At 63.4% G+C, this 24,671-nt stretch carries 23 protein-coding genes; 2 read left to right on the top strand and 21 right to left on the bottom strand.

Annotated features, from left to right (window positions below; all coding sequences use genetic code 11):
- Positions 1-143: 143 nt before the first annotated feature.
- Both RI032_RS06305 and RI032_RS06310 read left to right on the top strand, forming a co-directional pair.
- Positions 144-890, top strand: a complete 747-nt coding sequence (locus tag RI032_RS06305) for an electron transfer flavoprotein subunit beta/FixA family protein (protein ID WP_012509979.1) — start codon at positions 144-146, stop codon at positions 888-890.
- Positions 890-1,831 carry an electron transfer flavoprotein subunit alpha/FixB family protein gene (locus RI032_RS06310; protein WP_322548007.1) on the top strand — a complete coding sequence of 314 codons (942 nt, stop codon included), beginning with the start codon at positions 890-892 and terminating at the stop codon, positions 1,829-1,831. The genes RI032_RS06305 and RI032_RS06310 overlap by 1 nt, the downstream gene beginning before the upstream one ends.
- A 28-nt stretch (positions 1,832-1,859) precedes the next feature.
- Here RI032_RS06310 and RI032_RS06315 read toward each other — a convergent pair whose 3' ends face one another.
- The 21 genes from RI032_RS06315 to RI032_RS06415 form a co-directional block, all read right to left on the bottom strand.
- A complete protein-coding gene (locus RI032_RS06315; protein WP_322548008.1) occupies positions 1,860-2,525 on the bottom strand; it encodes a PglD-related sugar-binding protein in 666 nt (221 codons plus the stop codon).
- Positions 2,526-2,557: 32 nt separating this feature from the next.
- Entirely contained in the window at positions 2,558-3,766 is a 1,209-nt protein-coding gene (locus RI032_RS06320; protein WP_322548009.1) for an acyl-CoA reductase, read from the bottom strand.
- Positions 3,767-3,775: 9 nt separating this feature from the next.
- Positions 3,776-4,912, bottom strand: a complete 1,137-nt coding sequence (locus RI032_RS06325; protein ID WP_322548010.1) for a LuxE/PaaK family acyltransferase — start codon at positions 4,910-4,912, stop codon at positions 3,776-3,778.
- Entirely contained in the window at positions 4,857-6,248 is a 1,392-nt protein-coding gene (locus RI032_RS06330; protein WP_322548011.1) for an AMP-binding protein, read from the bottom strand. Before RI032_RS06330 ends, RI032_RS06325 begins: the two co-directional genes overlap by 56 nt.
- Entirely contained in the window at positions 6,248-7,000 is a 753-nt protein-coding gene (locus RI032_RS06335) for an SDR family NAD(P)-dependent oxidoreductase (RefSeq protein WP_043398767.1), read from the bottom strand. The genes RI032_RS06330 and RI032_RS06335 overlap by 1 nt, the downstream gene beginning before the upstream one ends.
- Position 7,001: 1 nt before the next feature.
- Complete coding sequence (locus tag RI032_RS06340; RefSeq protein WP_043398768.1) at positions 7,002-7,244, bottom strand: acyl carrier protein; 243 nt, start codon at positions 7,242-7,244, stop codon at positions 7,002-7,004.
- Positions 7,244-8,206 carry a glycosyltransferase family 2 protein gene (locus RI032_RS06345; protein WP_052148802.1) on the bottom strand — a complete coding sequence of 321 codons (963 nt, stop codon included), beginning with the start codon at positions 8,204-8,206 and terminating at the stop codon, positions 7,244-7,246. The genes RI032_RS06340 and RI032_RS06345 overlap by 1 nt, the downstream gene beginning before the upstream one ends.
- A complete protein-coding gene (locus RI032_RS06350) occupies positions 8,203-9,333 on the bottom strand; it encodes a DegT/DnrJ/EryC1/StrS family aminotransferase (RefSeq protein ID WP_043398771.1) in 1,131 nt (376 codons plus the stop codon). The genes RI032_RS06345 and RI032_RS06350 overlap by 4 nt, the downstream gene beginning before the upstream one ends.
- Before the next feature lie 4 nt (positions 9,334-9,337).
- Positions 9,338-9,754 carry a GtrA family protein gene (locus RI032_RS06355; RefSeq protein WP_161785170.1) on the bottom strand — a complete coding sequence of 139 codons (417 nt, stop codon included), beginning with the start codon at positions 9,752-9,754 and terminating at the stop codon, positions 9,338-9,340.
- Positions 9,755-9,844: 90 nt separating this feature from the next.
- Positions 9,845-11,737 carry a hypothetical protein gene (locus tag RI032_RS06360; RefSeq protein WP_043398776.1) on the bottom strand — a complete coding sequence of 631 codons (1,893 nt, stop codon included), beginning with the start codon at positions 11,735-11,737 and terminating at the stop codon, positions 9,845-9,847.
- 254 nt (positions 11,738-11,991) lie between these two features.
- A complete protein-coding gene (locus RI032_RS06365) occupies positions 11,992-12,903 on the bottom strand; it encodes a methyltransferase domain-containing protein (RefSeq protein ID WP_322548012.1) in 912 nt (303 codons plus the stop codon).
- A gap of 51 nt (positions 12,904-12,954) precedes the next feature.
- Positions 12,955-13,530, bottom strand: a complete 576-nt coding sequence (locus tag RI032_RS06370) for a D-glycero-alpha-D-manno-heptose-1,7-bisphosphate 7-phosphatase (RefSeq protein ID WP_322548013.1) — start codon at positions 13,528-13,530, stop codon at positions 12,955-12,957.
- A 17-nt stretch (positions 13,531-13,547) separates the two neighbouring features.
- Positions 13,548-14,240 (bottom strand): sugar phosphate nucleotidyltransferase, encoded by a 693-nt coding sequence (locus RI032_RS06375; RefSeq protein ID WP_322548014.1) that lies wholly within the window; start codon positions 14,238-14,240, stop codon positions 13,548-13,550.
- 1 nt (position 14,241) lies between these two features.
- A complete protein-coding gene (locus tag RI032_RS06380) occupies positions 14,242-14,820 on the bottom strand; it encodes a D-sedoheptulose-7-phosphate isomerase (protein WP_322548015.1) in 579 nt (192 codons plus the stop codon).
- Positions 14,817-15,845 carry a GHMP family kinase ATP-binding protein gene (locus tag RI032_RS06385; RefSeq protein WP_019338014.1) on the bottom strand — a complete coding sequence of 343 codons (1,029 nt, stop codon included), beginning with the start codon at positions 15,843-15,845 and terminating at the stop codon, positions 14,817-14,819. The genes RI032_RS06380 and RI032_RS06385 overlap by 4 nt, the downstream gene beginning before the upstream one ends.
- A complete protein-coding gene (locus RI032_RS06390; protein ID WP_322548016.1) occupies positions 15,842-19,252 on the bottom strand; it encodes a class I SAM-dependent methyltransferase in 3,411 nt (1,136 codons plus the stop codon). Before RI032_RS06390 ends, RI032_RS06385 begins: the two co-directional genes overlap by 4 nt.
- A gap of 38 nt (positions 19,253-19,290) precedes the next feature.
- Positions 19,291-20,649, bottom strand: a complete 1,359-nt coding sequence (locus RI032_RS06395) for an ABC transporter ATP-binding protein (protein ID WP_322548017.1) — start codon at positions 20,647-20,649, stop codon at positions 19,291-19,293.
- A complete protein-coding gene (locus RI032_RS06400) occupies positions 20,639-21,433 on the bottom strand; it encodes an ABC transporter permease (RefSeq protein WP_019338011.1) in 795 nt (264 codons plus the stop codon). The genes RI032_RS06395 and RI032_RS06400 overlap by 11 nt, the downstream gene beginning before the upstream one ends.
- A 2-nt stretch (positions 21,434-21,435) precedes the next feature.
- Positions 21,436-22,617, bottom strand: a complete 1,182-nt coding sequence (locus tag RI032_RS06405) for a cystathionine gamma-synthase (protein ID WP_322548018.1) — start codon at positions 22,615-22,617, stop codon at positions 21,436-21,438.
- Between the two features lie 123 nt (positions 22,618-22,740).
- Positions 22,741-24,111 carry a pyridoxal-phosphate dependent enzyme gene (locus RI032_RS06410; RefSeq protein ID WP_134958492.1) on the bottom strand — a complete coding sequence of 457 codons (1,371 nt, stop codon included), beginning with the start codon at positions 24,109-24,111 and terminating at the stop codon, positions 22,741-22,743.
- A gap of 300 nt (positions 24,112-24,411) precedes the next feature.
- Entirely contained in the window at positions 24,412-24,648 is a 237-nt protein-coding gene (locus RI032_RS06415; RefSeq protein ID WP_005407964.1) for an HP1242/YdcH family protein, read from the bottom strand.
- Positions 24,649-24,671: the final 23 nt, after the last annotated feature.

Below are 24,671 nucleotides of genomic sequence, written 5' to 3' on the forward strand. Positions count from 1 at the left end.
GGAGTGCATTTTTGCCGCGCCGCAACATAACCATACGCATTCGCATGGTCACCCCAAGCCAGCTAGAATCGGGGTCCCACCCCCGAACCGGTTGCTGTTCCAGGACCGGACGTTCTCCCTGTTACTGAAGGACCCCGTACCAGATGAAAATCCTCGTCGCGTACAAGCGCGTGGTGGACTACAACGTCCGCATTCAGGTCAAGCCGGACGGTTCCGGCGTGGTCACTGACGGCGTCAAGCTGTCCCCCAACCCCTTCGATGAAATCGCCCTGGAAGAAGCCTTGCGCCTGCGCGACAAGGGCATCGCCAGCGAAGTCGTGGTTGCCACCATCGCCCCGGCCGACGCCCAGGCGCACCTGCGCAACGGCCTGGCCATGGGCGCCAACCGCGCCATCCATGTCGTCACCGACCAGGCCATCCAGCCGCTGACCGCGTCGCGCACCCTGCTCAAGCTGATCGAGAAGGAACAGCCGGACCTGGTGATCCTCGGCAAGCAGGCCATTGACGACGACGCCAACCAGACCGGCCAGATGCTGGCCACGCTGTGGGGCCGCCCGCAAGCGACCTTCGCCAGCAAGCTGGAGATTGCCGACGGCAAGGCCACGGTGACCCGTGAAGTCGACGCCGGCCTGGAAACACTGGAAGTGGATCTGCCGGCCGTGGTCACCACCGACCTGCGCCTGAACGAGCCGCGCTTCATCAAGCTGCCGGACATCATGAAGGCCAAGGCCAAGCCGCTGGAAACCCTGCAGCTGGCCGACCTCGGCGTTGAAGCCGCCGACACCTTCAAGACCACCCAGTACGCCGCGCCGTCCAAGCGCAGCAAGGGTGTGATGGTCAAGGACGCGGCCGAACTGGTTGCCGCACTCAAGCAGAAGGGGCTGCTGTAATGAGCAAGATTCTCGTCATCGCCGAGCACCACGACGGCAAGCTCAACGCCGCCACCGCCAAGACCGTCAGTGCCGCCGCCGCCATCAGCGGTGCCAGCATCGACGTGCTGGTGCTGGCCGCCGACCCGGCCGCCGTCGCCGCCGAAGCCGCGAAGATCGCTGGCGTCGCCAAGGTCCTGACCGTGGCCAATGCCGCCAACGCGCAGGCCATCGCCCAGGTACTGGCACCGCAGATCGCGCAGCTGGCCAAGGGCTATACCCATGTGTTCGGCCCGTCGACCACCTTCGGCAAGGACCTCATGCCGTGCGTGGCCGCCCTGCTCGGCGTCAACCAGGTCTCCGACCTGATGAGCGTCGAAGGCAGCCACACCTTCAAGCGCCCGATCTATGCCGGCAACGCGATCATCACCGTGGAAGCACCGGCCGACCAGATCGTAGTCGCCACCGTGCGCGCCGCGTCCTGGCCGGAAGCTGCCCAGGGCGGCAGCGCCGCCATCGAAGCAGCCAGCGTTGACGCTGCCCTGCCGACCCATACCCGCTTCGTCGGCCTGGCCGCCGGTGCCAGCGACCGCCCGGACCTCCAGAGCGCCAAGCGCGTGGTCTCCGGCGGCCGTGGTGTCGGTTCGGAAGAGAACTTCAAGGTCATCTTCCAGCTGGCCGACAAGCTCGGTGCCGCCGTGGGTGCCTCGCGTGCCGCGGTCGACGCCGGCTACGTGCCCAGCGACCTGCAGGTCGGCCAGACCGGCAAGATCATCGCGCCGGAGCTGTACGTGGCCGTGGGTATCAGCGGTGCCATCCAGCACCTGACCGGCATCAAGGATGCGGGCACGATTGTCGCGATCAACAAGGACGGCGACGCGCCGATCTTCGAGATCGCCGATATCGGCCTGGTGGGGGATCTGTTTGCGCTCCTGCCGGAGCTGGAAGCAGCGCTGGGCTGAGCAACGCCCCGGTTCGCGCTCCGGTTCGTCAGGTCCGGAGCGCGACCACCTGGTAGGTACCCCGCGAAGAAATCATCTGGCGATCGCCGGCGCTGGCGCGTACGCCAGTGTGGCTGTCCACGATACAGCCGGCGCCCAGCTGGGTCCTGGGATAGATCGTCGCGCGTGTCCCGAGAAAGCAGCCATCGCCGATCGAGGCGTCACCATTGAGGGCGGCGTACGGCGAGAGGATGCTGAACTCACCCACCCGTGCCCCGTGTCCGACGCTGCAGTGCACATTGACTGCCACGCCCCGCGCCAGCACAGCATTCCGGTTGACCACGCTGAATGGGCAGACCAGCACGCCATCGGCCAGCTGCGCGTTCGGAGACAACACCGTGCTACCAGCCACAAAGGGCGGACTGTAGACACCGGCTTCCGCGAGCATCCCGAGGATATGCCGACGCCCCCTTACCGAACCCACGGCGACCACGACGGCCTGCCCCTGCACGGCGCGGTAGTCCGCGATTGCGCCGAGGTGCTCAGTCCCCAATTCACCGGGAATCGGATTGCCGACGCCATCGTCGATGAAGCCAGCAACCCTCGGCCCACCCTTGTGGGATTCAGCGATGAGATAGTCAAAGACTTCCATACCGAAGCCGCCGGCACCGGCAATCACCACCGAATCGATGGCGCGATCATTCAGCAAAGGCATCACTGTTCTCCGTTTGGGAAGTGCAATTCCGATCAGGCAATCGTGATTTCGCGGGTGAACACAGTCATCAGATCGAAGCCATCCCAGACGTTGCTGAAATCAAGTGCACTTCCCACGGGGACGAACCTGTCAACACCAGCCAGCGGGGCCTCGCGCACGAATGCACGCAGCTGATCCGGCTGCATGCCAAGGTAGGAAACGGTCTGGACCTTGCGGGAAAGCAGTGGACGAAGCTCGTTCAGATGCGCAATCCGGGACTCGAAGAAGAGTCCGGCGCCGCAGTGTGCATCGGCATGCAGCGCAGGCACTTCAAGCCACAGGCGCGCAACATCGTTGCCGTTTGCTGCCGGGATGCTGACATCGGCCTGGATGGAAAGCGCATCCTGCGCGATACGCTTGTTCACATAATCGACGTCACCGAAGGAAACGCCCTTTTCCCGCACCTTTTGTTCCAGTGCGAGCCAGAAGCTGTCTCTCGCCTGCTCCACCTGAGCCGGGCTGCCAATCCAGAGAATCAGCCGCGGCGACGAACAGGCCATCTGATCGAACCAGTAGGCATCGTTGAAGAAGCCATCGATCCAGCGCGTCTTCTGCTCGGGCGAGGCGGAGACCCAGCCTGCTGCATCGAAGAGACCAAGTGAGAACTTGTTCGCAAATGCAATCTCGGTCGCTGTCGCTGGCAGCGGCACCTGACGGATTGTCGCAACTGTCGCATCGCCGCCCCAGATAACACGGGTATCGCAGTGAGCGGACAACAATGCAGTGGTGCGGGCGTCAGCCGCGTAGCGCACCACCAGGCTGCGCCTGGCAATCTCGGCATGCTCGGGACGCGTGCTTACCCGGCCGATGGCAGCAACCAACAGGTCGGTCTGCACCGATGCCTTCGTCGACAACCTGACGATGTTGCGGTTACCACACAGGAGCGAAATGAACCACGAGTAGACAAAGATCGTGTCCACGTTGGAAGGCGCGAAATGCAGAACCGTTCCGCGTGCCACTGACAGATGACCGTCGTGACGGCGACCATGAGCTTCCTTCAGCCGCACGATGCTCGAGCGCCGCATCCAGAATGCCAGCGCGCTCAGCTCGGGATAACTGCGTGCCTCCGGCATGCGGAACAGTTCTGCAGACAGAGCATCGACGAATGCCACCGAGGGCTCGGCGAACGCGGGAAGCGGAGGGGCCTCAGCCAGGACCTCCAGGTCAGGGGCCGTCGCGATAAGGGACTCGTAATTACTCATGGGCGTGCATCAAAGGGGGGCGGTTGCTGCATCGGCAGCATGGGTATCGCTGCAACCACGCAGTTCCGCGCGCGCCACCCGGCCATGCACGCGGAACGTGCGGCCCAGGCGGCCACACGGACAATCGTCCACGCCGGTCCACTCGCCGATGTCCTCGGTCAGCAGGCTATGGCCCGGGTAACTCGTAGGCAACACCGACAGCACCTGGATAAGGCCTGGCACGTTCGCCGGCAGAGGCTCCCACGTGCTCGGCGCACGGATCTTCACATCAGCAAAGGCAGGACAGTGCAGGCGACCGTGCTCGCACTCGACGAAGATCGAGCCAACCTGTTCGACCATGCCGTAGAAATTGTGCACAGCGCCGATATTGAAACACTCGGCCAGCGACCGCTTGAACTCTTCATTGCTTACCGCCTCATCCTGCAGCTTCTTCCAGCCACCACTGTGGATGAGTACGGCATCACTGAACCGCGGCAGATCACTGCGCCCCTTCAACGCCTGGACAAAGTACTTCCAGACCATGAAGGTGAAGCCGAACAGGAACACGCGCTGGCCGGTATGTCGCTCCAGGAACGCATCCACTGCCTCGAGATTGATCGACATATCGTCGTTCAATGCGTAGGTATGGTCACGCCCAAAGTTGGACAGGCCAAGAATGCCAGCACCACGCGCGGAAAAATTGGCGCGATCCTTCACCACACTGGGATGATCGATGATGAGCATCGGCAGGCGCGCCTTGCCGAGGAACTGCTGCATGATCAGCACCAGCGCGCGCGTTTGCGCAGCTGCCGTATCGCGATCAAGGATGATCCTGGAGACCGTCTGAGACGTCGTGCCCGATGAGGTGAGGACCTTGAAGCGCTGATCGGCCGGTGTCGAGCTCAGCTCGAACTCCTTGAACAGGCGTACGGGCAGGAAAGGAATCTGGTCGACGCTTTGTTCCGAGCCGGGCGTATGCCCGTGGGCCTGCAGCACGCGCGCATAGGGCGTGCAGTGCTCGGCATGATGCACGGTCAAGCTGCTCAGCAGCTGCTTGAGCAGGACTTCCTTCTCGGCAGCCCCGACGCCATAGACAGGCAGGTCAAAGTAATCACGTTGCACGGGCTGCCCCTTGGCCTGCCTCAGCCTGTTGAAGGAGATCTGCATACAGAATCTTGCCCGACGAGGACAGCGGAATGGCGTCGACCGGCAGCACCCTCACCGCGATTGGATTCAGCTTGTAGCGCACCGCGATATCCCGCCTTAGACGCTCGCAGGCATCATCCTCAGGCCGGACAAGGATCGCGACAACAAGGTCGTCGCGTCCGGTCATGACCACATCCCAGCCATCGGCTCGCAGCTTGGACTCCATCTCGTCCAGGCCGAAGCGGTTGCCGAATACCTTGATCATCCGCTTCAAGCGGCCAACCACGTAGTAGTACCCGTCGTCGTCAAAACGCGCCAAGTCACCTGTACTGAGCACACCCTGCTGGATGTCGCCCAACGCCAGATCCTCAGGACCCTCGGCGTACCCCAGCATCACATTCGCGCCGCGATAGCGCAGCTCGCCCACCTCACCGGCCTGCTCGATGGCCTGCCCCTGCTCGTCCGCCAACGATAGCATTCCGCCGGGAATGGCAACACCAACCGACCCGATCTTGCTGGCCAACATGTCATGGGGGACATAGGAAATCCGGGCTGTGGCCTCGGTCTGGCCGTACATCACGAAGAAGCGCTGGCCGCGCTGCTCGGCCAGATTGCGGAACCACTCGATGGTCGACTCGGCCAAGCGGCCTCCGGCCTGCGTCAGGGTCTGCAGTGAAGGCAGCGACATGCGCTCGAAGCGGAACTGCTTCAGCATCTCGTAATGGGTCGGAACACCGGAGAGACTCGTCGCTTCGTGTTGCCGGAAAAAGTCCCAGAAGGACCTGGAAACCACGGACTCGGCGGTCAGCAGCAACGTCGCACCGGCCAGCAGGTGACTGTTGATCACCGACAGACCGTAGGAGTAATGCATGGGCAGCGAGGTGATTGCCCGCTGTGCGCTGTCGATCCCCAGGTAATCCTGGATCGACTGGGCGTTGGCCTGCAGGTTTCCTGCAGAAAGACGCACCAGCTTTGACGATCCCGTGCTACCCGATGTCGGTAGCAGGACTGCCAGTTCAGCAGAAGCGGCGGCCGCGCGCCTGCCAGTTGCACGCCACTGGCCATCAGGACGGCGCACGTGGCTGATGCTGTAATGATCAATCACCTGCTCGCGCAGTGTGTCGTTCAACGAGGCATCCAGCAGCAGTACGGGCTGCCCTGCACGCAGGGCGCCCAAATAGGCCAGCAGGTTGTCCAGCGTATTGGCGCATTCGAGGGCGATGACGCCCCAGGCCGGATCGACAGCAGCCCACGCAACGTCCGCGCGCGCGGCCAGTTCGCGGTATGCCAGTGACTCTCCGCCGGGAAGGATCACGGCAATCTGGTCGCCGTGCTGCTCTAGTACGCGGGCGAACATCAGATCAGCATCCCACCGTCGACCCCGATCACCTGACCGGTCACGTAGGACGCCAGATCCGATCCGAGGAAGACTGCCACGTTGGCCACCTCTGCCGGCGCACCCACCCGGTCCATGGCGATTGACGCAACGCGTTCGGCATATTTCTCCGAACCGATGGAGCGCGCCATGTCCGTGTCGATGAATCCTGGCGCGATCGCATTGACGCGGATGTTGTTCGACGCGAGCTCCTTGGAGAGCGACAGGGTGATACCGACCACGGCCGCTTTGCTGCCACCGTAGACCGCCTGGCCAACGTTGCCGTTCACGCCGATGATGGATGCAAGATTGATGATCGAGCCACCACCGTTGCGTGCCATCAGTCGGCTCGCATACTGGGCACAGTACAGGACGCCATAGGTGTTGACCGAGAATACCTGCTGGATCTGCTCAGGCGTGACCATGCCGATAAGGGCATCCTGCAGGACGCCCGCGTTCGAAACGAGCACGTCCAGCCGGCGGTGCTGCTTGAACACGGACTGGAAGGCATCACGCACGGAAACCGGATCGGTCACGTCAAGCGGAACCGCCTCCAGCCGTGCCTCAGGCATGCTCGTGCGCACGCTGTCGAGTAGCGGCTGCAGAGCGGCGGTGTCCCGGGCAGTCGCCACAACGTGTGCGCCCTGCTGAAGGTAGGCACGAACCGTTGCCTCTCCGATGCCGCGGGATGCCCCCGTGATAAGGGCAACCTTTCCTTCCAGCAAACCGGCCATATCAGAACTCGACGCCGTGCTTCGCCAGGATTTCCTTGGCCTTGGCGACCGAGCTCATATCGATGATGTCATCAGTGTCGAACATGACATCGAACTCATTCTCAAGCTGCGAAACCAGCAGCATGTGGGCAATCGAATCCCATTCCGGAATGCTGTTGTAAAGCAGGCCATCGACCACGCGGGAAGCGTCGATGTTCAGGGCGGCCGAATAGACCGATACCAGTCGCTCGTCGTTGTTACTCATCAGTATTGCTCCAGCTCATTCTTGGAAATGGCAGCCTTTTCAGCTGTATCTTCTCGGACGATATACATCGGCTTGGCACGGATCTCGTCGAGAATCCGCCACAGGTATTCGCCGATGACACCCAGCATCAACATGATCATGCCGCCCACCACCAGGATCGCCACCATGATCGGCGCCCAGCCCGAGAACGGCGTCAGGTCGAACAGGCGCGAAACCGCGATCACGACGGCATAGCAAAGCCCCAACATGGCCAGTACGGTGCCGGACAAGGACATGAGACGGATCGGAAGATAGGAACCGTCGATGATGAAATCGAAGGCCAGTTTCAGCTTCTTGCTGAAGTTGTACTGCGACTTGCCGATCTCGCGCTTGCGCCGCACGTACGGAATGTAGGCGGTCGGGAAGCCGGCCCAGAGCACGTCACCCTGGAAGAAACGATGGCGCCCCTTCATGCTCATGAAGAGCGTCAGTGCACGGCGGCTCATCAGGGTGAAATCGAACCCGCCCGCCGGCATGTTCGGGTTGGACATGCGCAGGATGCCGTAGACAATGCGGGAAAACATCGAGGAAGTGAAGTTGTCCTCGCGGTCTGCACGATGCGCGATGACCACTTCATTGCCCTGTTCCCACTTGCGGATCATCTCGGCGGTCAGCTCGACCGGATCCTGCATGTCTGCGGACATGTTGATGACCGCGTCGCCGCTGGCGGCGTCGAAGCCGGCCAACGTAGCCGACAGCTGGCCGAAGTTACGGGTGAAGGAGATCGATCGCACGCGCGGATCCTGCGCACTGACACGCAGCATCTCCGCATGGGAGCCATCCTTGGAGCCATCATTCACGAACACGATCTCGTAGTCGTGTTCGGGCAGGCTGGTGGCGAACAGGTCACGGATCGCAGCCCAGGTCAGCTCGATTGAACCTTCATTGTGATAAACCGGAATGACGTAGCTGATCGTGCTCACTGGGCGACTCCGGCGGTCTCGGTGGAAATCGCCCGTGCGAGCGAATCCACCACGGTGCCGATCTCCTCGTCAGTGATACCGGCGAAGAACGGCAGACCGAGGATGCGATCGCCGATGGCAGCGGTGACATCCAGCGAGCCCGAGCGGTCGAAATGGGCCAGCACGCCATGCGCGTGCAACGGCGGGCAGTACCACCGCCGGGTATCGATACCCTGCTCGCGCAATGCGCCACCGATTGCCAGTGCGTCAACACCGTCAGGCAGGAGCACCGGAAGCAGCGGATAGATACCATCGGGATCCTTATCCTGCAGCCCCACGCTCGGACAGGCCCGCTGCAGCGTGCGCAGGTAGCGGGCATGCAGCTCGCGCCGCTGCTCGACGATGTCGGGCCACTCGTCCAGTGCCGCCAACCCGACTGCAGCGTGATACTCGCTGAGCTTGCCGTTGGTCCCCAGTCCGATCAGCTCGCCGCGGGCGGCGTCGATGCCGAAGTTGGCCAACTGGCGGATGCGCCGGATGCGCTCGGCATTGAACGACACGATCAGTCCGCCCTCACCGCTGCCGATGGACTTCGTCGCGTGGAAGCTGAACACAACGTCCGTCGTGCGGCCGATCGGCTGGTTGCCGAATGCACCTGCCGCGTCGATCAGCACCGGGATACCGGTCTTTGCGCTGAAATCGTCCCAGGCGGTGACATCGTGCTGCTTGCCGAATGTACTGACCGGCATCACCAGGTCAAAGGTCTCACCCCGCGCCAGCGCCTCCTCGGCAATGGCCGGAGTCAGGCACCAGCCGGAAGGGTCGATGTCGCTGAACAACGGGGTCGCCCCCACTCTGACAATCGCCGTGGCCGTGGCGACGAAGGTGAGCGAGGGCAACAGGACCCGCGCGCCCGCACGCAAGTCAAGCGCCTGGATGGCCAGCTCGAGGCCGACGGTGCAGTTGGAGACCGTCGTCAGATGGGCCGGCTCAAGCCCCTGGCCGAGTTCGGTGGCCAGGCGCTGCTCGAACTCGGCGTTCAAAGGGCCGTAATTGGTGTAGATCCGATTCTGGTCAATCTTTCGGAGATACGGATACACCTTGTCCGCAGACGGCATCCTCGGAATCAACAACGGAATACGACGCATCGGGTCACCGGGAAAAAGAGAAATACTTGTGAGCAAAATAGCTCGCGACAGTCGAAACCATCACGAACACTCCTTGGACGGCGCGCGGGTCACCTTCAGAGAGCCTTATGCAGACCGGCAGTGCTACCACATTGATTGCGAAGATCGTGGAGTTGGCCAGCAGGAACCGGCCGAACTCGCGTACCCAGGGCGCCCGTGAACGGAACACGAACACCCGCTGATTGACGAAAGCAATGGGAAGTGCAACCAGATAGGCGGCGACAAGAATGGCGACCGGGCCTGCCCAGGGATCCATGACTGCGAACGTCAGCAGGAAGCAGGCATAGCCGATCACGGTATTGCCCGCGCCCACGATCAGGAATCGCAGCTTCTCGGATTTGAGGAGGCGAACAATCTTCTCCCGCTCCACGTTCCACACCACCTGTGCTCCCAAGCCTCGGATCGGTTGTCGCGCCCCCAAGGCGCAGGGCATTGGCTTTGTAATCTTAACATAGCCCCCTTCGGGAGCCGATCAAGGATTGGCCACGCCGATGTTGCGCAGCAGCACCCTACCCGAGTGGTCGTCAGGCAGCGTCGCATAGACATAGGCATGGGTCGCGCCGCTGGGGGCAACGGCCAGCAGGGGATAGGAACGGGGCACCAGACCCACATCCACCACTTCGATCTGGGTCGAAATGAACCCGCCGTCCGCGCCATGCCAGTTGATCTGCAGGCGCATCCTGCCGGGCTGCCCATCGGCAGACTGGGCGGTGTACAGGACAATGTGGCGATCAAGTTCCTTAGCAGCCTGCCGACGGGTCATTTCCGACAATCCGCGTAGTTCCAGTCCCTCGCTGCTTACCCGTTCGTCCGGAATGCCCACCCATTCCGGCCACTGCTTGCCCTCACCCAGCTGATGGGTCGGAGCTGGCAACGCCGCAGGATCCATCAAACGCTTGGCCTGTTCAGCGGTTATCACGCTGAATCCCGGACGGCCCCGCAGATTGGGCTCACCCACCACAAGGCCATAGCTGAATTCCTTGACATTACCCTTGCTGAATTCGGCACGCGGATAGAGGCAATGCCCCTTCGGCAGGTTTAGGCGGCAATAGACTTTGCCATCTTCACCGAGCACCCAGCTGATGTCCGGCTCGGGCCCAGCTACGACCACACCGTCTCCAGCCTGGCGCAGGGTACTCAGCGAATCGCTGATGGATACGGCCAGACGCGCGCCGGTGATGCTGGCAATCGACCACATACTGCCGAAGAACAGGTAGAACAACTGGGTGACGGCCAGTACCGACAGGATGATGATCTGCGCCCGGTGCCGATAGCCGGCAAAGACAAACAGCAGCAGGAACGCCATGGCCGGGTACATCCAGCGGGCCTCCTGACGCGCTGAACCGGGCAGGCTCGCAATCGCAACCAGGCCGACAATGGCGGCCAGGAAGGCCAGCATCGGCATGAGGTAGGTCGTCGAACGCCACTGCGGGCGCAGCCACGGCAGGCACCAGGCCAACAGGGAGACTGCGGCCAGCGGCACAAAGAGATACATGTAGCGGGGCGCCGCATGGTTGAACATGCCAACGAAATACTGTGGGCCGTGATTGCCACCCAGGAAAAGGTTGACCAGGTAGGTGGTCGACACTTTCATTGTGTCCAGCGATACGCTGACAGTCTGTCCGGAGGTACCCATCGCCACCGGCTGGTTGGACAGCACTTTCACGGCAACGATGTACAGGCCGAGCGGAACAACAGCAGTGACCAGGGCGAATACCAGGGGCCGGGCGCCGACTGACCTGCGCATGGGCCACCAGCGCAGCACCGCCACGCCGGACAGGCCCAGCAGCGCCAGTGCGTAGCGCTCATGGGTGAACACCGCCAGGATGAAGAGCAGCAGCGCCAGTGCCAGGCAGGAAGCGCGCTGGTGCTGCAGGAACACCAGACCGGGCATGGACACGGCAACACCGGCCAGCAGGAACAGGAGACTGAGCGCCTCGACCGTTCCCGATACGTAGTCGAAGTACAGCATGATGTTGAAACGACACGCCACCATCATCGCCGCAGCCAACAGGGCAGCGCTTCGGCGAGCATTGAAATGCACCCGCGCGATCCCGTAGACCAGCGCGGCACATCCTGCCAATGCCGCACAATTGACCAGCATGGTCATCCAGCGCGGAAGATCCTGGGAGACGATGACCGCCCAGATGAAGTTCATGACGATGCGTGGCTTGTAACTGTTCAGCCCGGTAAAAACCCCCATCAGGGTGTTGCCGCTGTGCTCTCCGAAGTTGAAGGAGAACATCTCATCGCCGAAGTAATAGGGATGATAGAAGTAGATGGACAGCGCAAACGTCATCGCTGCGATGGCCGCCAGGTCCACCAGGCGCACCACCGGCTTTACAGCCAGGATCTTGTTAAACATCGACACACTGCTCCATTGATTCAAACCGCCGCAAGGCCCCGCTTCCTGTATGCCGCGACCACGCGGCCCATGATCCGGCGGGATCCGTGGGCAACAGGAGGCACGTACATGGCCATTCCGCCGCGATGCCATCACATGGCCATTCCGCCGCGATGCCATCAGCAGCCGGACCTAGATAGTAACAGTGCGACACACTGTGGGTCGCGCACCCCGGGGCTGACCTCGAGGTAGCGCCGCAGAAAGGGCCGGACGGACTAGATGTAGGCCCGGGCGCTCTCCCGGGCCAGTATGTGCATGACCGTTCCCATGTCCTCATCGGTCAAAAGATCGACGTTGGCCTGCGGCGCCGACCAGATGCGATCAGCCAGCGGAACCTGCTGCCGCGGATCGTCGGAAAGGACTTCGACCACGAACGCCCAGCTCTTGCCCTGCAGCGGAAGCACGCGGAACCCCAGAGGCTCGAACAGCCGGCGCGCAGCGCTTTCCGACCAGCAGGTGATGTGCCCCCGGTGGAATGGATCAAGGTAGCCTGGATCCTCGGTCCGCACATACTCGGTCAGGCCGGTGTTGAACAGAAACAGGGCCCCCGGAGAGGCGACCTTGCGCAGGGAGGTCGCCAATGATCTCGCCATCGACGGGGTGAGATGTTCAATGACTTCCACACAGATACCGCATTCGAACGTCATCCCGATGTCGGCCAGATCGCCGCACATGTAATTCGCGTGGCTGGAGCGATACGCCGGCTCGGGTGGAAACTTCTCTACGCCGTAGAAGCAATGCGAATTCTTCGGCAGGTAGCGCTGCACCGCATCGAGCAGGAACCCTGGGCCCGTACCGATATCGATGAAGCGCTGGACGGGAATGGAGCAGTAGAGCAACGCTTCCCCCAACCTTGCCAACGACGACCCGAAAGACCGGTCACGTGCCGACTGCAGTTCGGAGCGCCAGTAGTCCTCGTCGTACTCCCGGGCAGATTCGCCAGCATCAACCGATGCTATCAGCACCGGGTCGGCGAATATGAAATCGCAGATGCCACATTCAAGATACTGCACGCCATCAACCACCCTGAAGGCAGTGGCCGGCTCATTGCACAGCAGACAGTTACCCGTCGACGACACAGATCTGAAGCGCGCCACAACCCTCTCCAGGAAGGATGGAAAGGGCATCCTAGCAGCACCGGATGGCTACGGCATCCGGCGGACCTTGTGGAGAACCAGCTACAGCTGAAGCTGCACCGCGGCGAGGTCAGGCACCATGATGGCCTGCTGCGGTGCAGCACCCTTGCCGATGTCGCCTGCGATCAGGAACAGCTTCCCAATGCCTGCAGCCGCCCCCGCCTGCATATCCGAGATCTTGTCGCCAACGAATACCGCCTGTGCCGGATCAATCGAGAACCCCTCGATCGCCTTCAGCAGCATGCCCGGTTCGGGCTTTCGGCACAGGCAGTCAATCTTGAATTCACCCTGGCCGGCCTGCGGATGATGCGGGCAGAACCACGTGCCCAGCAGCGGCGCGCCGGCCTGCAGCAACTGCTCGTGCTGCCAGTGCGTATAGTCGGTGAAGTCATCGACGCTGTAGAAGCCTCGTGCGATGCCGGCTTGGTTGGTCACCACCACAACCTGGTAGCCCAAGCGCGCAGCATCGGCCAGCAGCGGCAGGATACCGGCGACCCACTCTGTACGCTCCGCGGTATGCACATAGCCGTGGTTGACGTTGATCACACCGTCCCGATCGAGGAACAGCACTGGCGCGCCAGGCCGCCGCGCGATCGGCCCGGCAACGAAGCCCGGCACGTTTGGCAGCACCGTCATCAGGCTGCTCCGAACAACGTCTGTGCGCGATGGAAATCCTCCGGCACGCCGATGTCGATGAACGCGGCAGTCTCCACCAGCGCACCAACCTGCCCAGCGGCTACAGCCGGCTCCAGCACCTGCTTCTCGAACGAGAAAGCAGCTTCGCCGGGCAGGCTGGCCAGCGCATGCGCGCTGAGGAAGTAGCTGCCGGCATTGATCAGGCCGGCACCACCCGGGCGTTTCTCATGGAAGCGCAGCACCCTGCCCTGCTCGACATCCACCGTGCCATAACGCGAGACATCGTCCACCCGCGCAAGCGCGATCGACATCGGCAAGCCCTGTGCAGCCGCTTCCAGCGCACCCGGCGCGTACTCGAGGTAAGTGTCGCCGTTGCAGACGTGCAGCCCTTCACCTTGCGCCAGCCGTGCCGCGGCGGCGATCGCGCCGCCGGTGCCAAGCGGGGTCTCCTCGCGAGAGTACACCACGTCCATGCCCGCCCAACGGGCGCCGATGGTCTGCTCCACCACATCACCGAGATAGCCGGTCGCCAGGATCGCACGACGCATGCCGGCGGCCGCGTAGCGGTCCAGCAGGTAGGCCAGGAACGGGCGCCCGGCCACGGGAGCCAGCGGCTTGGGCAGGTCGGGCACTTCACTGCGCAGCCGGGTGCCGAAGCCGCCGGCCAGGATCAGGATCTCGTCGGCAGCCATGTCAGCGGGGGAACATCTCGCTTTCGATCAGCGCACACAGCAGGTGGCCGATGAACTCATGGCCTTCCTGGATGCGCGGCGTCTCGCTGGAAGGCACGCGGAAACAGATGTCGCAGCGGTCCTTCATGTCGCCGCCGTGCTCGCCAGTGAACCCGATCACGCGCACACCCTTGGCTTCGCAGGCCTCCAGTGCGCGCATGATGTTCTTCGAACGCCCCGAAGTGGAGATTGCCACGAACACATCGCCTTCCTGGCCAAGCGCTTCGATCTGGCGGGCGAAGGTGTAGTCGTAACCGTAGTCGTTGCCGATGGCGGTCAGGATCGAGGTGTCGGTGGTCAGCGCGATCGCCGGCAGGCCCGGACGGTCGTAGTAGAAGCGGCTGACCAGCTCGCCTGCCCAGTGCTGCGCATCGGCAGCACTGCCACCGTTACCGGCGAACAGGATCTTGCGACCGGCCTTCAGCGCGTCCACGCACAGTGCCACTGCCTGCTCTATCTGCGACGCCAGCGCCACATCCGCCGACATGCGTTGGAAGTTTTCAAGCGTCTTGCCGAACTCGGCCTTGATGAAGTCGTTCATCCGATTTTCCATGCCGTTGCACCTTGGTGGGTGAAGTGTGTATCAAAAACGGTGCCGCCAGCGCCCGCGAGCGCGCGCACCAGGTCGACCCGATGTGCCGGATCGCAGAGGAACATCATGAAGCCACCACCACCGGCGCCTGAGACCTTGGTCGCGCGCGCGCCGTGGTGCATCGCCAGCGCTTCGATCTCATCGATCATTGGGTTGGAGATGCTGCTGGCGCTGAGCTTCTTGGCTTCCCAGCCGGACTGCATCACCTGCGCCAGCCGCTCGAAATCACCGCGCAGCAACGCTTCCTTCATCTGGCTGGCTTCGACCTTCAGCCGATGCATTGCATCAAGTGAACTGGCCTTGCCTTCCTTGATGTTGCGCGACTGCTCGTCGATGATCTTGGCCGATGCACGCGACACGCCGGTGAAGTACAGCACCAGGCCTGCCTCAAGCTCGGACCAGATCCAGTCCTTGATGCGCAGCGGGTTCACGATCACCCGGTCGGCGTCGTAGAACTCCATGAAATTGAAGCCGCCAAATGCCGCCGCATATTGGTCCTGCTTGCCACCGGACAACTGCAGGTCAACGCGTTCGATACGGTAAGCCAACTGCGCGATCTCGTATTCGCCCAGCGGAAGCGCGAAGTATTCGGCGAAGGCGGTGACCAGGGCGACGACCATCGTCGAGGACGAGCCCAGGCCGGAGCCAGGCGGCGCATCGGAATGCGCGCGGATGCGGATGGCTGGACGCTCGCCCTGCAGGAAATCGTTGCAGACCCTCAGGTAGACACCCTTCATCAACTGCAGCGGGCCGGGGCCGGCCTCCACGGCCTGCGGGTCAACGCGCTCGCAGGCGCCCGCATCCTGTGCGTGGAATTCGACCATTCCATCCGGCGAGCCATCGAGGGTCGCGTAGGCGAACTTGTCGATGGTCACGTTCATGACAAAGCCACCGAACTGGTCGCAGAACGGCGACACATCAGTACCACCGCCGGCCAGGCCCAGGCGCAGCGGCGCGCGCGAACGAACGATCATGCCTTCTTCTCCATTGCGAATGCCGATTCCAACGCGCGTCCCAGTGAATCGCGCGAGAACTGGCCGCGGCAGTAGCTGGCTGCCGCGCGCGAACGCTGCAGCCACAGTGCGTCATCTTCCAGCAACGACAACAGCCCAGCGGCAAGGCCATCGGCTTCGTCGGCCACAGTAACCACGGCCTCCAGGCCGACCAGGCCCTGGGCGCCGATACCCGTGGTGACCAGCGGCAGGCCCTGCTGCATGGCCTCGACGACCTTGCCCTTGACGCCGGCGCCGAACCGCAGCGGCACGATGGCCACGCGCGCGGCGCCGTAGCGCTGGGCCAGTTCCTCGTCGCTGACGAAACCGGTCACCTCGACGTGATCGCCTGCCAGGGCGCGCACGGCGTCGGTCGGGTTGGATCCCACCAGCGACAACTTCACACCGGGGTGGCGCGCCCAGACCTGCGGCATCACCGACTCGACCAGCCACTGTGCGGCATCGACATTGGGGCCGTGGGCGAAGCCGGCGACGAACAGGATGCCGGCACGCTGCTCGGGCACAGCATCATCGTTGAAGTGGTCAAAGGCGTACGGCAGGATCGCGCGTACATCGACGGACGGCTCCAGGGAGCGCACATCCTGTGCCTCTTCGGCCGACGGGTAGAGGACGCGGTCAACGGCCTTCCAGATGCGCCGTTCCAGCAGCTCCATCGACCGTGCCTCGCCATCGCTGCCACCATTGCGGGTGGCTTCCATGTCCATGCGGCGGAAGTGCAGGTCGTGGCCGTAGTAGACGCTGCGCACACCCGGCTGCTTTCGAACGGCATCGATGTAATGCTCGGCGATATGCGGACGCGACAGCATCACGGTGCGCACGTGCGGGTTTTCCTGCAGGTAGCGCGCAAAGCCGCCCACCCACTGGCCGCCATACATCACTTCCACGCCACGCGCCTGCAGCGGCGGGGTGTAGATCGGATCGAAGTACAGGTTGTCAGCCCAGAACTTGACCACGCAGCCACGCGCGAGCAGAGCGTCGATGAAGGCGATCATGGTCCGCGAGCCGGCATCCTGATCGGGCTGCGGCACGTAGTGATCGACGATCAGCACGGTTTCCTTCTGCCAGGCACGGTCGCGGGCCAGCACCACGTGCTCGCCATTGGCTTCGTGCCGTGCCAGCTCGTCCTGCCAGCGCTCGCGCAGCTTCTTTTGATTGGCAATCTGGTAGGCCTTGATGCCGCTGCCGGTATCAGTGCCATGAGAGATACCCTCGTAATGCACGACTTCCGAGGTCGGGCAGTAGTAGAGCTGGTAACCCGCCTTGCGCACGCGGAACGCCAGATCCGAGTCCTCGCAGTAGGCCGGCACGAACTCGGGATCGAAGCCGCCCAGCTCACGCAGCAGCGCGCTGGAAATGAGCAGGCTCGCGCCGCTGCAGTAGTCCACCGGCCGCAGGTAGTTGTACTGGCTGTCGGCCGGGTTATCCAGGCGGCCGTAGTTCCAGGCCGAGCCGTCCCGCCAGATGATGCCACCGGCTTCCTGCAGGCGGCCGTCGGGGTAGACCAGCTTGGAACCAACCATGCCGCAGTCGGGCATGCGCTGGAACACGTCCAGCATCTGGTCCATCCAGCCCGGACGTACTTCGGTGTCGTTGTTGAGGAAATAGGTGTAGCGGCCCCGGGCCAGTTCCAGCGCCTGGTTGCAGGACAGCAGGAAGCCGAGGTTCTGCGGGTTGTGATGGAAGCGCAGGCCCGGCACAGGCACAAGCTTCTCGATCTCGGGATCGCCAGAGGCATCCTCCAGCACCAGGACTTCATAGCTCACTGCCGGCGGATGCGCAGCGATCGAGCGCAGGCAGGCCAGGGTGTGCGGCAGGTTGCCGTAGGTGGGAATGACGATGCTGACTTCCGGCAATTCATGCTCCGGGAAGGACAGGGTCTTCAGCACTTCGTCCGGGTCTTCCACCACTGACGGCAGTGCAAGGCCGGCAGGCGGCTCGACCTGACCCTTGTCATGGCGCAGCAGCCAGCCCCGCACCGGGCGTGCGAGCGGTGCCAGCAGCGGGTAGCGCGCCAAGCCACTTGCACGCAGCGACGCGATAATGGCGGGCACATCCCCGCGCAGCAGGCGCGAAGCGAAGCGCATCGGGCGCGTGATGCGCCAGGACTTGGAAGCGAGCACTTTTGTGAAAGCATCGTTCAGGCTCTCCAGCTGCTCGTCGTATTCGCGGATGACGCGCTGCACTTCCAGCTCGGAGGTGCCTTCCGCACCGGGCCGGAAGGCAAGACCAGAGCGCCGCTGCAGCTCACGGCTGACTTCCGAACGGCTGGCAGCGGTCTCATGAGCCGTCTGCAGCAATCGGCGCAGCTCGGCCGCTTCGTGCTGCGATGCCTCCTGGTGCCGTCGCAGGTCAGCTTCGACGTCCGCCTTCTCGCCCCGCACCTGTTCCAGCTGCGCCTCCAGCGCATCGTTGCGTTCACGCAATTCAGCAATGGCGTTGTGGCCACCGCTGGCCTGGACGATCTGGTCCAGCTCCAGCGCCCAGCGCGTGCGCTCGTCGAACTCGCCTTCCAGGCGCTGGTAGTTGCGCTTGGAGCCTTCCAGCTCCGACTCCAGCGACAGTGCCCAGGCGTAGATCGATTCCTTCTCCGAGCCCAGCCGCGATGCTTCGGCCTCGGCAGTCTCGGCACAAACGCGATCGGTGCAGGCTGCGCCCAGGCGTGAGAACGCACCACGGACCAAGGCCTCGGCGGCCGGCACGCCAGCACTGGCGAACAGTGCTCTCATGGTCTCGCCAATGTCGCCGCCCACAGCGATGACGCCCAGGCCATTGCCATGCAGGAACTCGAAGCTCGGATAGCGCTCGCGCAACGGCGCGAAGAAGCGCTGGACGCCAAAGCCTTCAGTATGCACGTTGGTATCGTGGAACAGCACCACGCCGCGCGAGGACATCTTCGGCAGCCATGTAGTGAAGTCGTGCGAGACCGCCTCGAAGGTGTGCAGGCCGTCGATATGCAGCAGGTCGACCGAGCCATCGGGCACTTCGTCCAGCGCGTCGTCGAAGGTCATCCGCAGCAGGGTCGAGAACGCAGCGTAGCTGCGTTCGTTGCGCTCGACGACGCTGCGATGGATATCGTTTTCGTAGTAACCGGCCTGCGAGTCACCTTCCCAGGTGTCGACCGCATGGCAGCGCGTGTCCAAGCCCATCTCCTTGACCGCCTGGCAGAACGCGAAATACGAGATGCCACGGTGGGAACCGAGCTCGACAAGCGAGCACGGCCGATGCGCCTGGATCACCCAGAATGCAAACGGAACATGCTCCAGCCAGCCCGATGTCTCCAGAAACTCCGGGCGGGTGAACATTGCACCGTGACGAAAAATGGCTGCGGTCGGATCCGCCGCACCTTCAATGATCAACTCGTCTGCCATCTTCCACTTCCCTCAGGTCGAGCGCGCACAGGGGCCGCTCAGACATCGTTGTTCTGCAAGGTGATATTCAGCATCGGGATGCCGATGAGTCCAAAGCGCATGGTTTCGTCCAGCGCGCGGAATTCGAGGGCATCGTGGATCCAGTGCTGCTGCGTGTGGTCATGCAGGTCGCCGGAGGCGACGGCAGCATCGATCATGTAGGACCCGGAGGGCATCACGGGCATGCGGAACTGGAACGTCGCCCGCACCGTCTGCCCAGCTACTCCGCCAACCGGGGCATCCTTGCACGCAAAGTAGCTGTTGTCGCCGAACAGGCGCTGTCCCAGCCGGTCCTTCACATAGAAGCCGACGATCAGGTTGCCCAGCGTCTCCTCCAGCTTCACCGCCACCTGCAGGGTGACCAGTTCGCCACCCTCGACCAGCGTCAGTGCACTGCCGTCATCGCCACGGATGGCTACGTCAACGATGCGCGCGCCCTGCGCGCCGAACTCCTGCCCGACATTGTCCGGATCGAATTCAAACAGCGCGATGCGGTTGACGACGCCCTCGTCGCGGAACTGCTCGCGGCGGAAGTCCGGAGATTCAGCGGTGCTGCGGCGCTGCTTCTTCTCGACCACGATGGTTTCGCCACCCACCTCACGTCGCCCGACCACGTGCTGCTCGGTCATGTACGCCTCGACCACCTCCTGCGAGGTGCCCGACAGGCGCATGCGGCCGTTCTGCAGCCACACCGCGTTCTCGCACAGGTTGGTGACGGCGGCGGCATCGTGGCTGACGAACAGCAGCGTGCCGTTCTTCTGGAACTCACGCAGGAAGCGCATGCACTTCTGCGAGAAGAACGCATCACCCACGGCCAGCGCTTCATCGATGATCAGGATATCGGCGTCGACATGGGCGATCACCGCGAAGGCCAAGCGCACCGACATGCCGCTGGAATAGCTGCGTACCGGCTGATCGATGAACTCACCGATGTCGGCGAAGGCGAGGATGCTCTCCAATCGCTGGTCGATCTGGGCTCGCGACAGGCCCAGGATCGTAGCATTGAGGTAGACGTTCTCGCGGCCGGTGAACTCCGGATTGAAGCCGCTGCCCAGTTCCAGCAGCGCCGCCACGCGCCCCTTGACCTGGATGCTGCCCTCGGTAGGGTTGAGGGTGCCGGCGATCATCTGCAGCAGCGTCGACTTGCCCGATCCGTTGCGGCCAACGATGCCCACCGTCTGACCGCGGCGGACCGAGAAGCTCACATCGCGCAGCGCCCAGAAATCCTTGTAGAAGGATTTGCGCTTGCCAGCCAGGGCCTGCCACAGGCGATGCGAGGGCCGTTCGTACATGTGATACGACTTGCCGACACCGTTGACCTGGATGACGGTCTCGGCCAGGGCAGTTTCAGAGGACATCGGCAAACCCCACGCGCAGCTTGTTGAACAGGCGGTGGCCGATGACGGCGACCACGCAAGCGATCACGGTGTAGATGGCCAGGCCAGTCCAGTCCGGCAGGCGTCCCCAGATCACTACTTCACGCACCTGGTTGATGATGAAGGTGAGCGGGTTGAGCTCGAACACGATGCGGTAGCTGGCCGGCACCGAATCCAGCGGCACGATGGCCGAGGACAGGAACAGCATGGCGGTGGCAATGACGCCGGCGATCTGGCCGATGTCGCGCAGGTACACACCCAGCGCGGAAACGATCCAACCTACGCCCACGGTGAGGATGACCAGCGGCAACACCACCACCGGCAGCAGCACCGCGGTAGGTGGGACGCTGCCCTTCACGCACAAGTGCAGGATCAGCAGTACGACCATGTTCATCAGCAGGTGGAACAGCGCCGAGAACGCCATGCTCCAGACCAGCAGGTCCAGTGGAAACACCACGCGCTTGACGTAGCTGGTGTTGCTGACGATCAGCTGCGGTGCACGGGTGAAGCACTCGGCAAAGAAGCCGTGCACGGTCAGGCCGGCAAACAGGATCAGGGCGAAGTCGGTGGTCGATCCGGTCGATCCGGGCCAGCGGCCTTTCATGATGTAGCCGAAGGCCATGGTATAGACGAGCAGCATCAGGAACGGGCTGATCAGCGACCACAGCAGACCGAAGCTGGCCCCGCGGTAGCGCCCAAGAACCTCGCGCTGGGTCAGCTCGAAGGCAAGCGATCGGTGCTTGCCGAAGACCGAAAGGATGCCCATTCTCAGACGTTCCCGCCCAGCGCCCGTTCCAGATCCACCTGCAGATCCCCCAGCTCCTCCACGCCCACGCTCAGCCGCACCAGCGCATCGCTGATGCCCAGCTGTTCCCGCCGCGCGACCGGGATCGAGGCGTGCGTCATCACCGCCGGGTGGTTGACCAGGCTTTCCACGCCACCCAGCGACTCGGCCAGGGTGAACAGCTCGGTCTTCTCGCAGAAGCGCTTGGCCGCCTCGAAACCGCCCTTGAGGACGATCGAGACGATGCCGCCGTAGCCGCCCATCTGGCGGGTCGCCAGCTCATGCTGCGGGTGCGACGGCAGGCCCGGGTAGATCACCTTTTCCACCGCCGGATGCTTTTCCAGCCACTGGGCCAGGGCCAGCGCGTTGGCGCAGTGCGCCTTCATGCGCAGCGGCAGGGTCTTCAGGCCACGCAGGGCCAGGAAGCTGTCGAACGGGCCCTGCACGCCACCCACCGAGTTCTGCAGGAAGGCCATCTGCTCGGCCAGTTCGGCGTTGTCGCCGACCACGACCATGCCACCGACCATGTCCGAGTGGCCATTGAGGTACTTGGTGGCCGAGTGCAGCACCAGGTCCGCGCCCAGCTCCAGCGGGCGCTGCAGCATCGGCGAGGCGAAGGTGTTGTCGACCACCACGATCAGGCCGTGGCGCTTGGCGATGGCGGCCACCGCAGCGATGTCCACGATCTTCAGCATCGGATTGGTCGGGGTCTCGATCCAGACCATCTTCGTCTTTGGCGTGATGGCTGCCTCGAACGCGGCCAAGTCGGTCAGGTCGACGAAGCTGAAGTCCAGGCCGGCGGTTCGGCGACGCACACGCTCGAACATGCGGAAGCTGCCGCCGTAGATGTCGTCCATCGCCACCACGTGGCTGCCGGCGTCCAGCAGTTCGATCACGGTCGAGCTGGCCGCCATGCCCGAAGCGAAGGCGAAACCACGGGTGCCGCCTTCCAGGGACGCCACGCACCGCTCATAGGCGAAGCGGGTCGGGTTGTGGGTACGCGAGTACTCGAAGCCCTGATGCTCGCCCGGGCTGGACTGGGCATAGGTCGAGGTGGCGTAGATCGGTGGCATCACCGCGCCGGTGCTGGGATCGGGCGACTGACCGCCGTGGATGGCCAGCGTGGCCAGGGCCAGGGCGCGATCCTGGGAAGTAGCGTTGGACATGTTCTTTCCTGAGGGGCGCCGACACGCGGCGCCATCGAAGGTGCGGAAGTCTACCAGCGCGGCCTTAACGACCTTTGACGCGGATAAACCGGGATTCAGCAGCGAACGTCTGCGATCAGCGGCTTACTGCACGCGACGGCGCAGATAGTTCAGCAGGTCGATACGGGTGATCAGGCCCAGGAAAGTGTCGCCGTCCATCACGATCGCCACCTGGCCGCGGTCGAACACCGGCAACAGCGCCTCGATCGGCGACTTCACGTCCAGCCGGTCCAGCTTGCTGACCATGGCGGTGGCGACGGTGTCACGGAAACGTGCCTCATCGCCATACACATGCAGCAGCACGTCGCTTTCGTCGACGATGCCGACCAACTGGTCGCCGTCCATCACCGGCAGCTGCGACACGTCGTACAGCTTCATGCGCTGGTAGGCGGTGGTCAGCAGGTCGTTCGGTCCGATCACGACAGTGTCGCGCTGGCCGTACGGGCGCAGGATCAGGTCGCGCAGGTCGCCATGCTGCGGGCGCTGCAGGAAGCCGTTGTCCAGCATCCAGTAGTCGTTGTACATCTTCGACAGGTACTTGTTGCCGGTATCCGGCACCAGCACCAGCACCTTCTTCGGCGTGGTCTGCTCCTTGCAGTACTTCAGGCCGGCGGCCAGCAGGGTGCCGGTGGACGAGCCACCCAGGATGCCTTCCTTGCCCAGCAGTTCGCGCGCGGTGTGGAAGCTCTCGGCGTCGCTGATGGCATAGGCCTTCTTGACGCGGCTGAAGTCGGAGATCGACGGCAGGAAGTCCTCGCCGATGCCCTCCACCAGCCAGCTGCCCGACTTGTCGTTCAGATTGCCGTCGTTGATGTACTCGGCCAGGATCGAGCCAACCGGGTCGGCCAGCACCAGCTCGGTCTTCGGCGACAGCTTGGCGAAGGCGCGCGACAGGCCGGTCATGGTGCCGGAGCTGCCACAGCCGAACACGATGGCATCGAGGTCGCCGCCCATCTGCTCGAGGATCTCCGGGCCGGTACCGAATTCATGCGCGGCCGGATTGTCCGGGTTGCCGAACTGGTTGATGAAGTACGCGCCCGGGGTCTGCTCGGCAATGGTCTTGGCCAGATCCTGATAGTACTCAGGGTGGCCCTTGGCCACGTCCGAGCGGGTCAGACGCACTTCAGCGCCCATCGCCTTCAGGTTGAAGATCTTTTCCCGACTCATCTTGTCGGGAACGACCAGAATGAGCTTATAGCCCTTCTGCTGGGCCACCAGGGCCAGGCCCAGGCCGGTGTTGCCAGCGGTGCCCTCGACCAGGGTCGCGCCAGGCTTCAGGTCGCCGCGCTTCTCCGCCGCTTCGATCATCGACAGGCCGATGCGATCCTTGATCGATCCGCCCGGGTTGGCGCTCTCCAGCTTCAGGTAGAGCTCGCAGACGCCGGTGTCCAGGCGCTGGGCCTTGACGATCGGGGTCTGGCCGATGAGTTCGAGGACGGAAGAATGGATGGGCATTCGGAGGACTTTCGGTTCGCGCCACGCAGGGCCGGACCGATGATTATCCGACGGATGGCGATGAAAGTCAGGTCGCTGCGGCAGCGGCGTGCCCGCCGTAAAAAAGAGATGCGGACGGCCCCGGATCGACGAGGAGACCGGTACCGCCCGCATCGGTGAGTCGTGCCTGCAGGCCAAGGCACCACCGCTTGTGGTGCCTTGGCGCGGCCGCCTCATCGGCGGTGCCGCGATGCCGGGGCAGAAGCGCCCGGCGGGGCCATCGATGGCCGGGTCACGCCGTTCCGGGCGTGACGGGGTGCGTCAAAGCGTGGGGGACGTCGTTGGGAGCGGTGTTTCGTACATTCGCAGAAGTCGTTGCTTGGCCAGCAGCTTTTCGCGCTTCATGCGACCCAGGGTGACATCATCGATCGGGAGCACACCCAACTCCGCGTCCATGCACTTCTTGTTCAACTTGCGGTGCTGGTCATGGAGTGCCCTGAACTCCGGATCACGCGCGCGACGGGCGTCGATCTCGCTCTGGGGCTGATCTTCAAACATGATGGACCTCCTTCGACAGATAC

Source organism: Stenotrophomonas geniculata (genome assembly GCF_034508895.1).
Classification (GTDB): domain Bacteria; phylum Pseudomonadota; class Gammaproteobacteria; order Xanthomonadales; family Xanthomonadaceae; genus Stenotrophomonas; species Stenotrophomonas geniculata.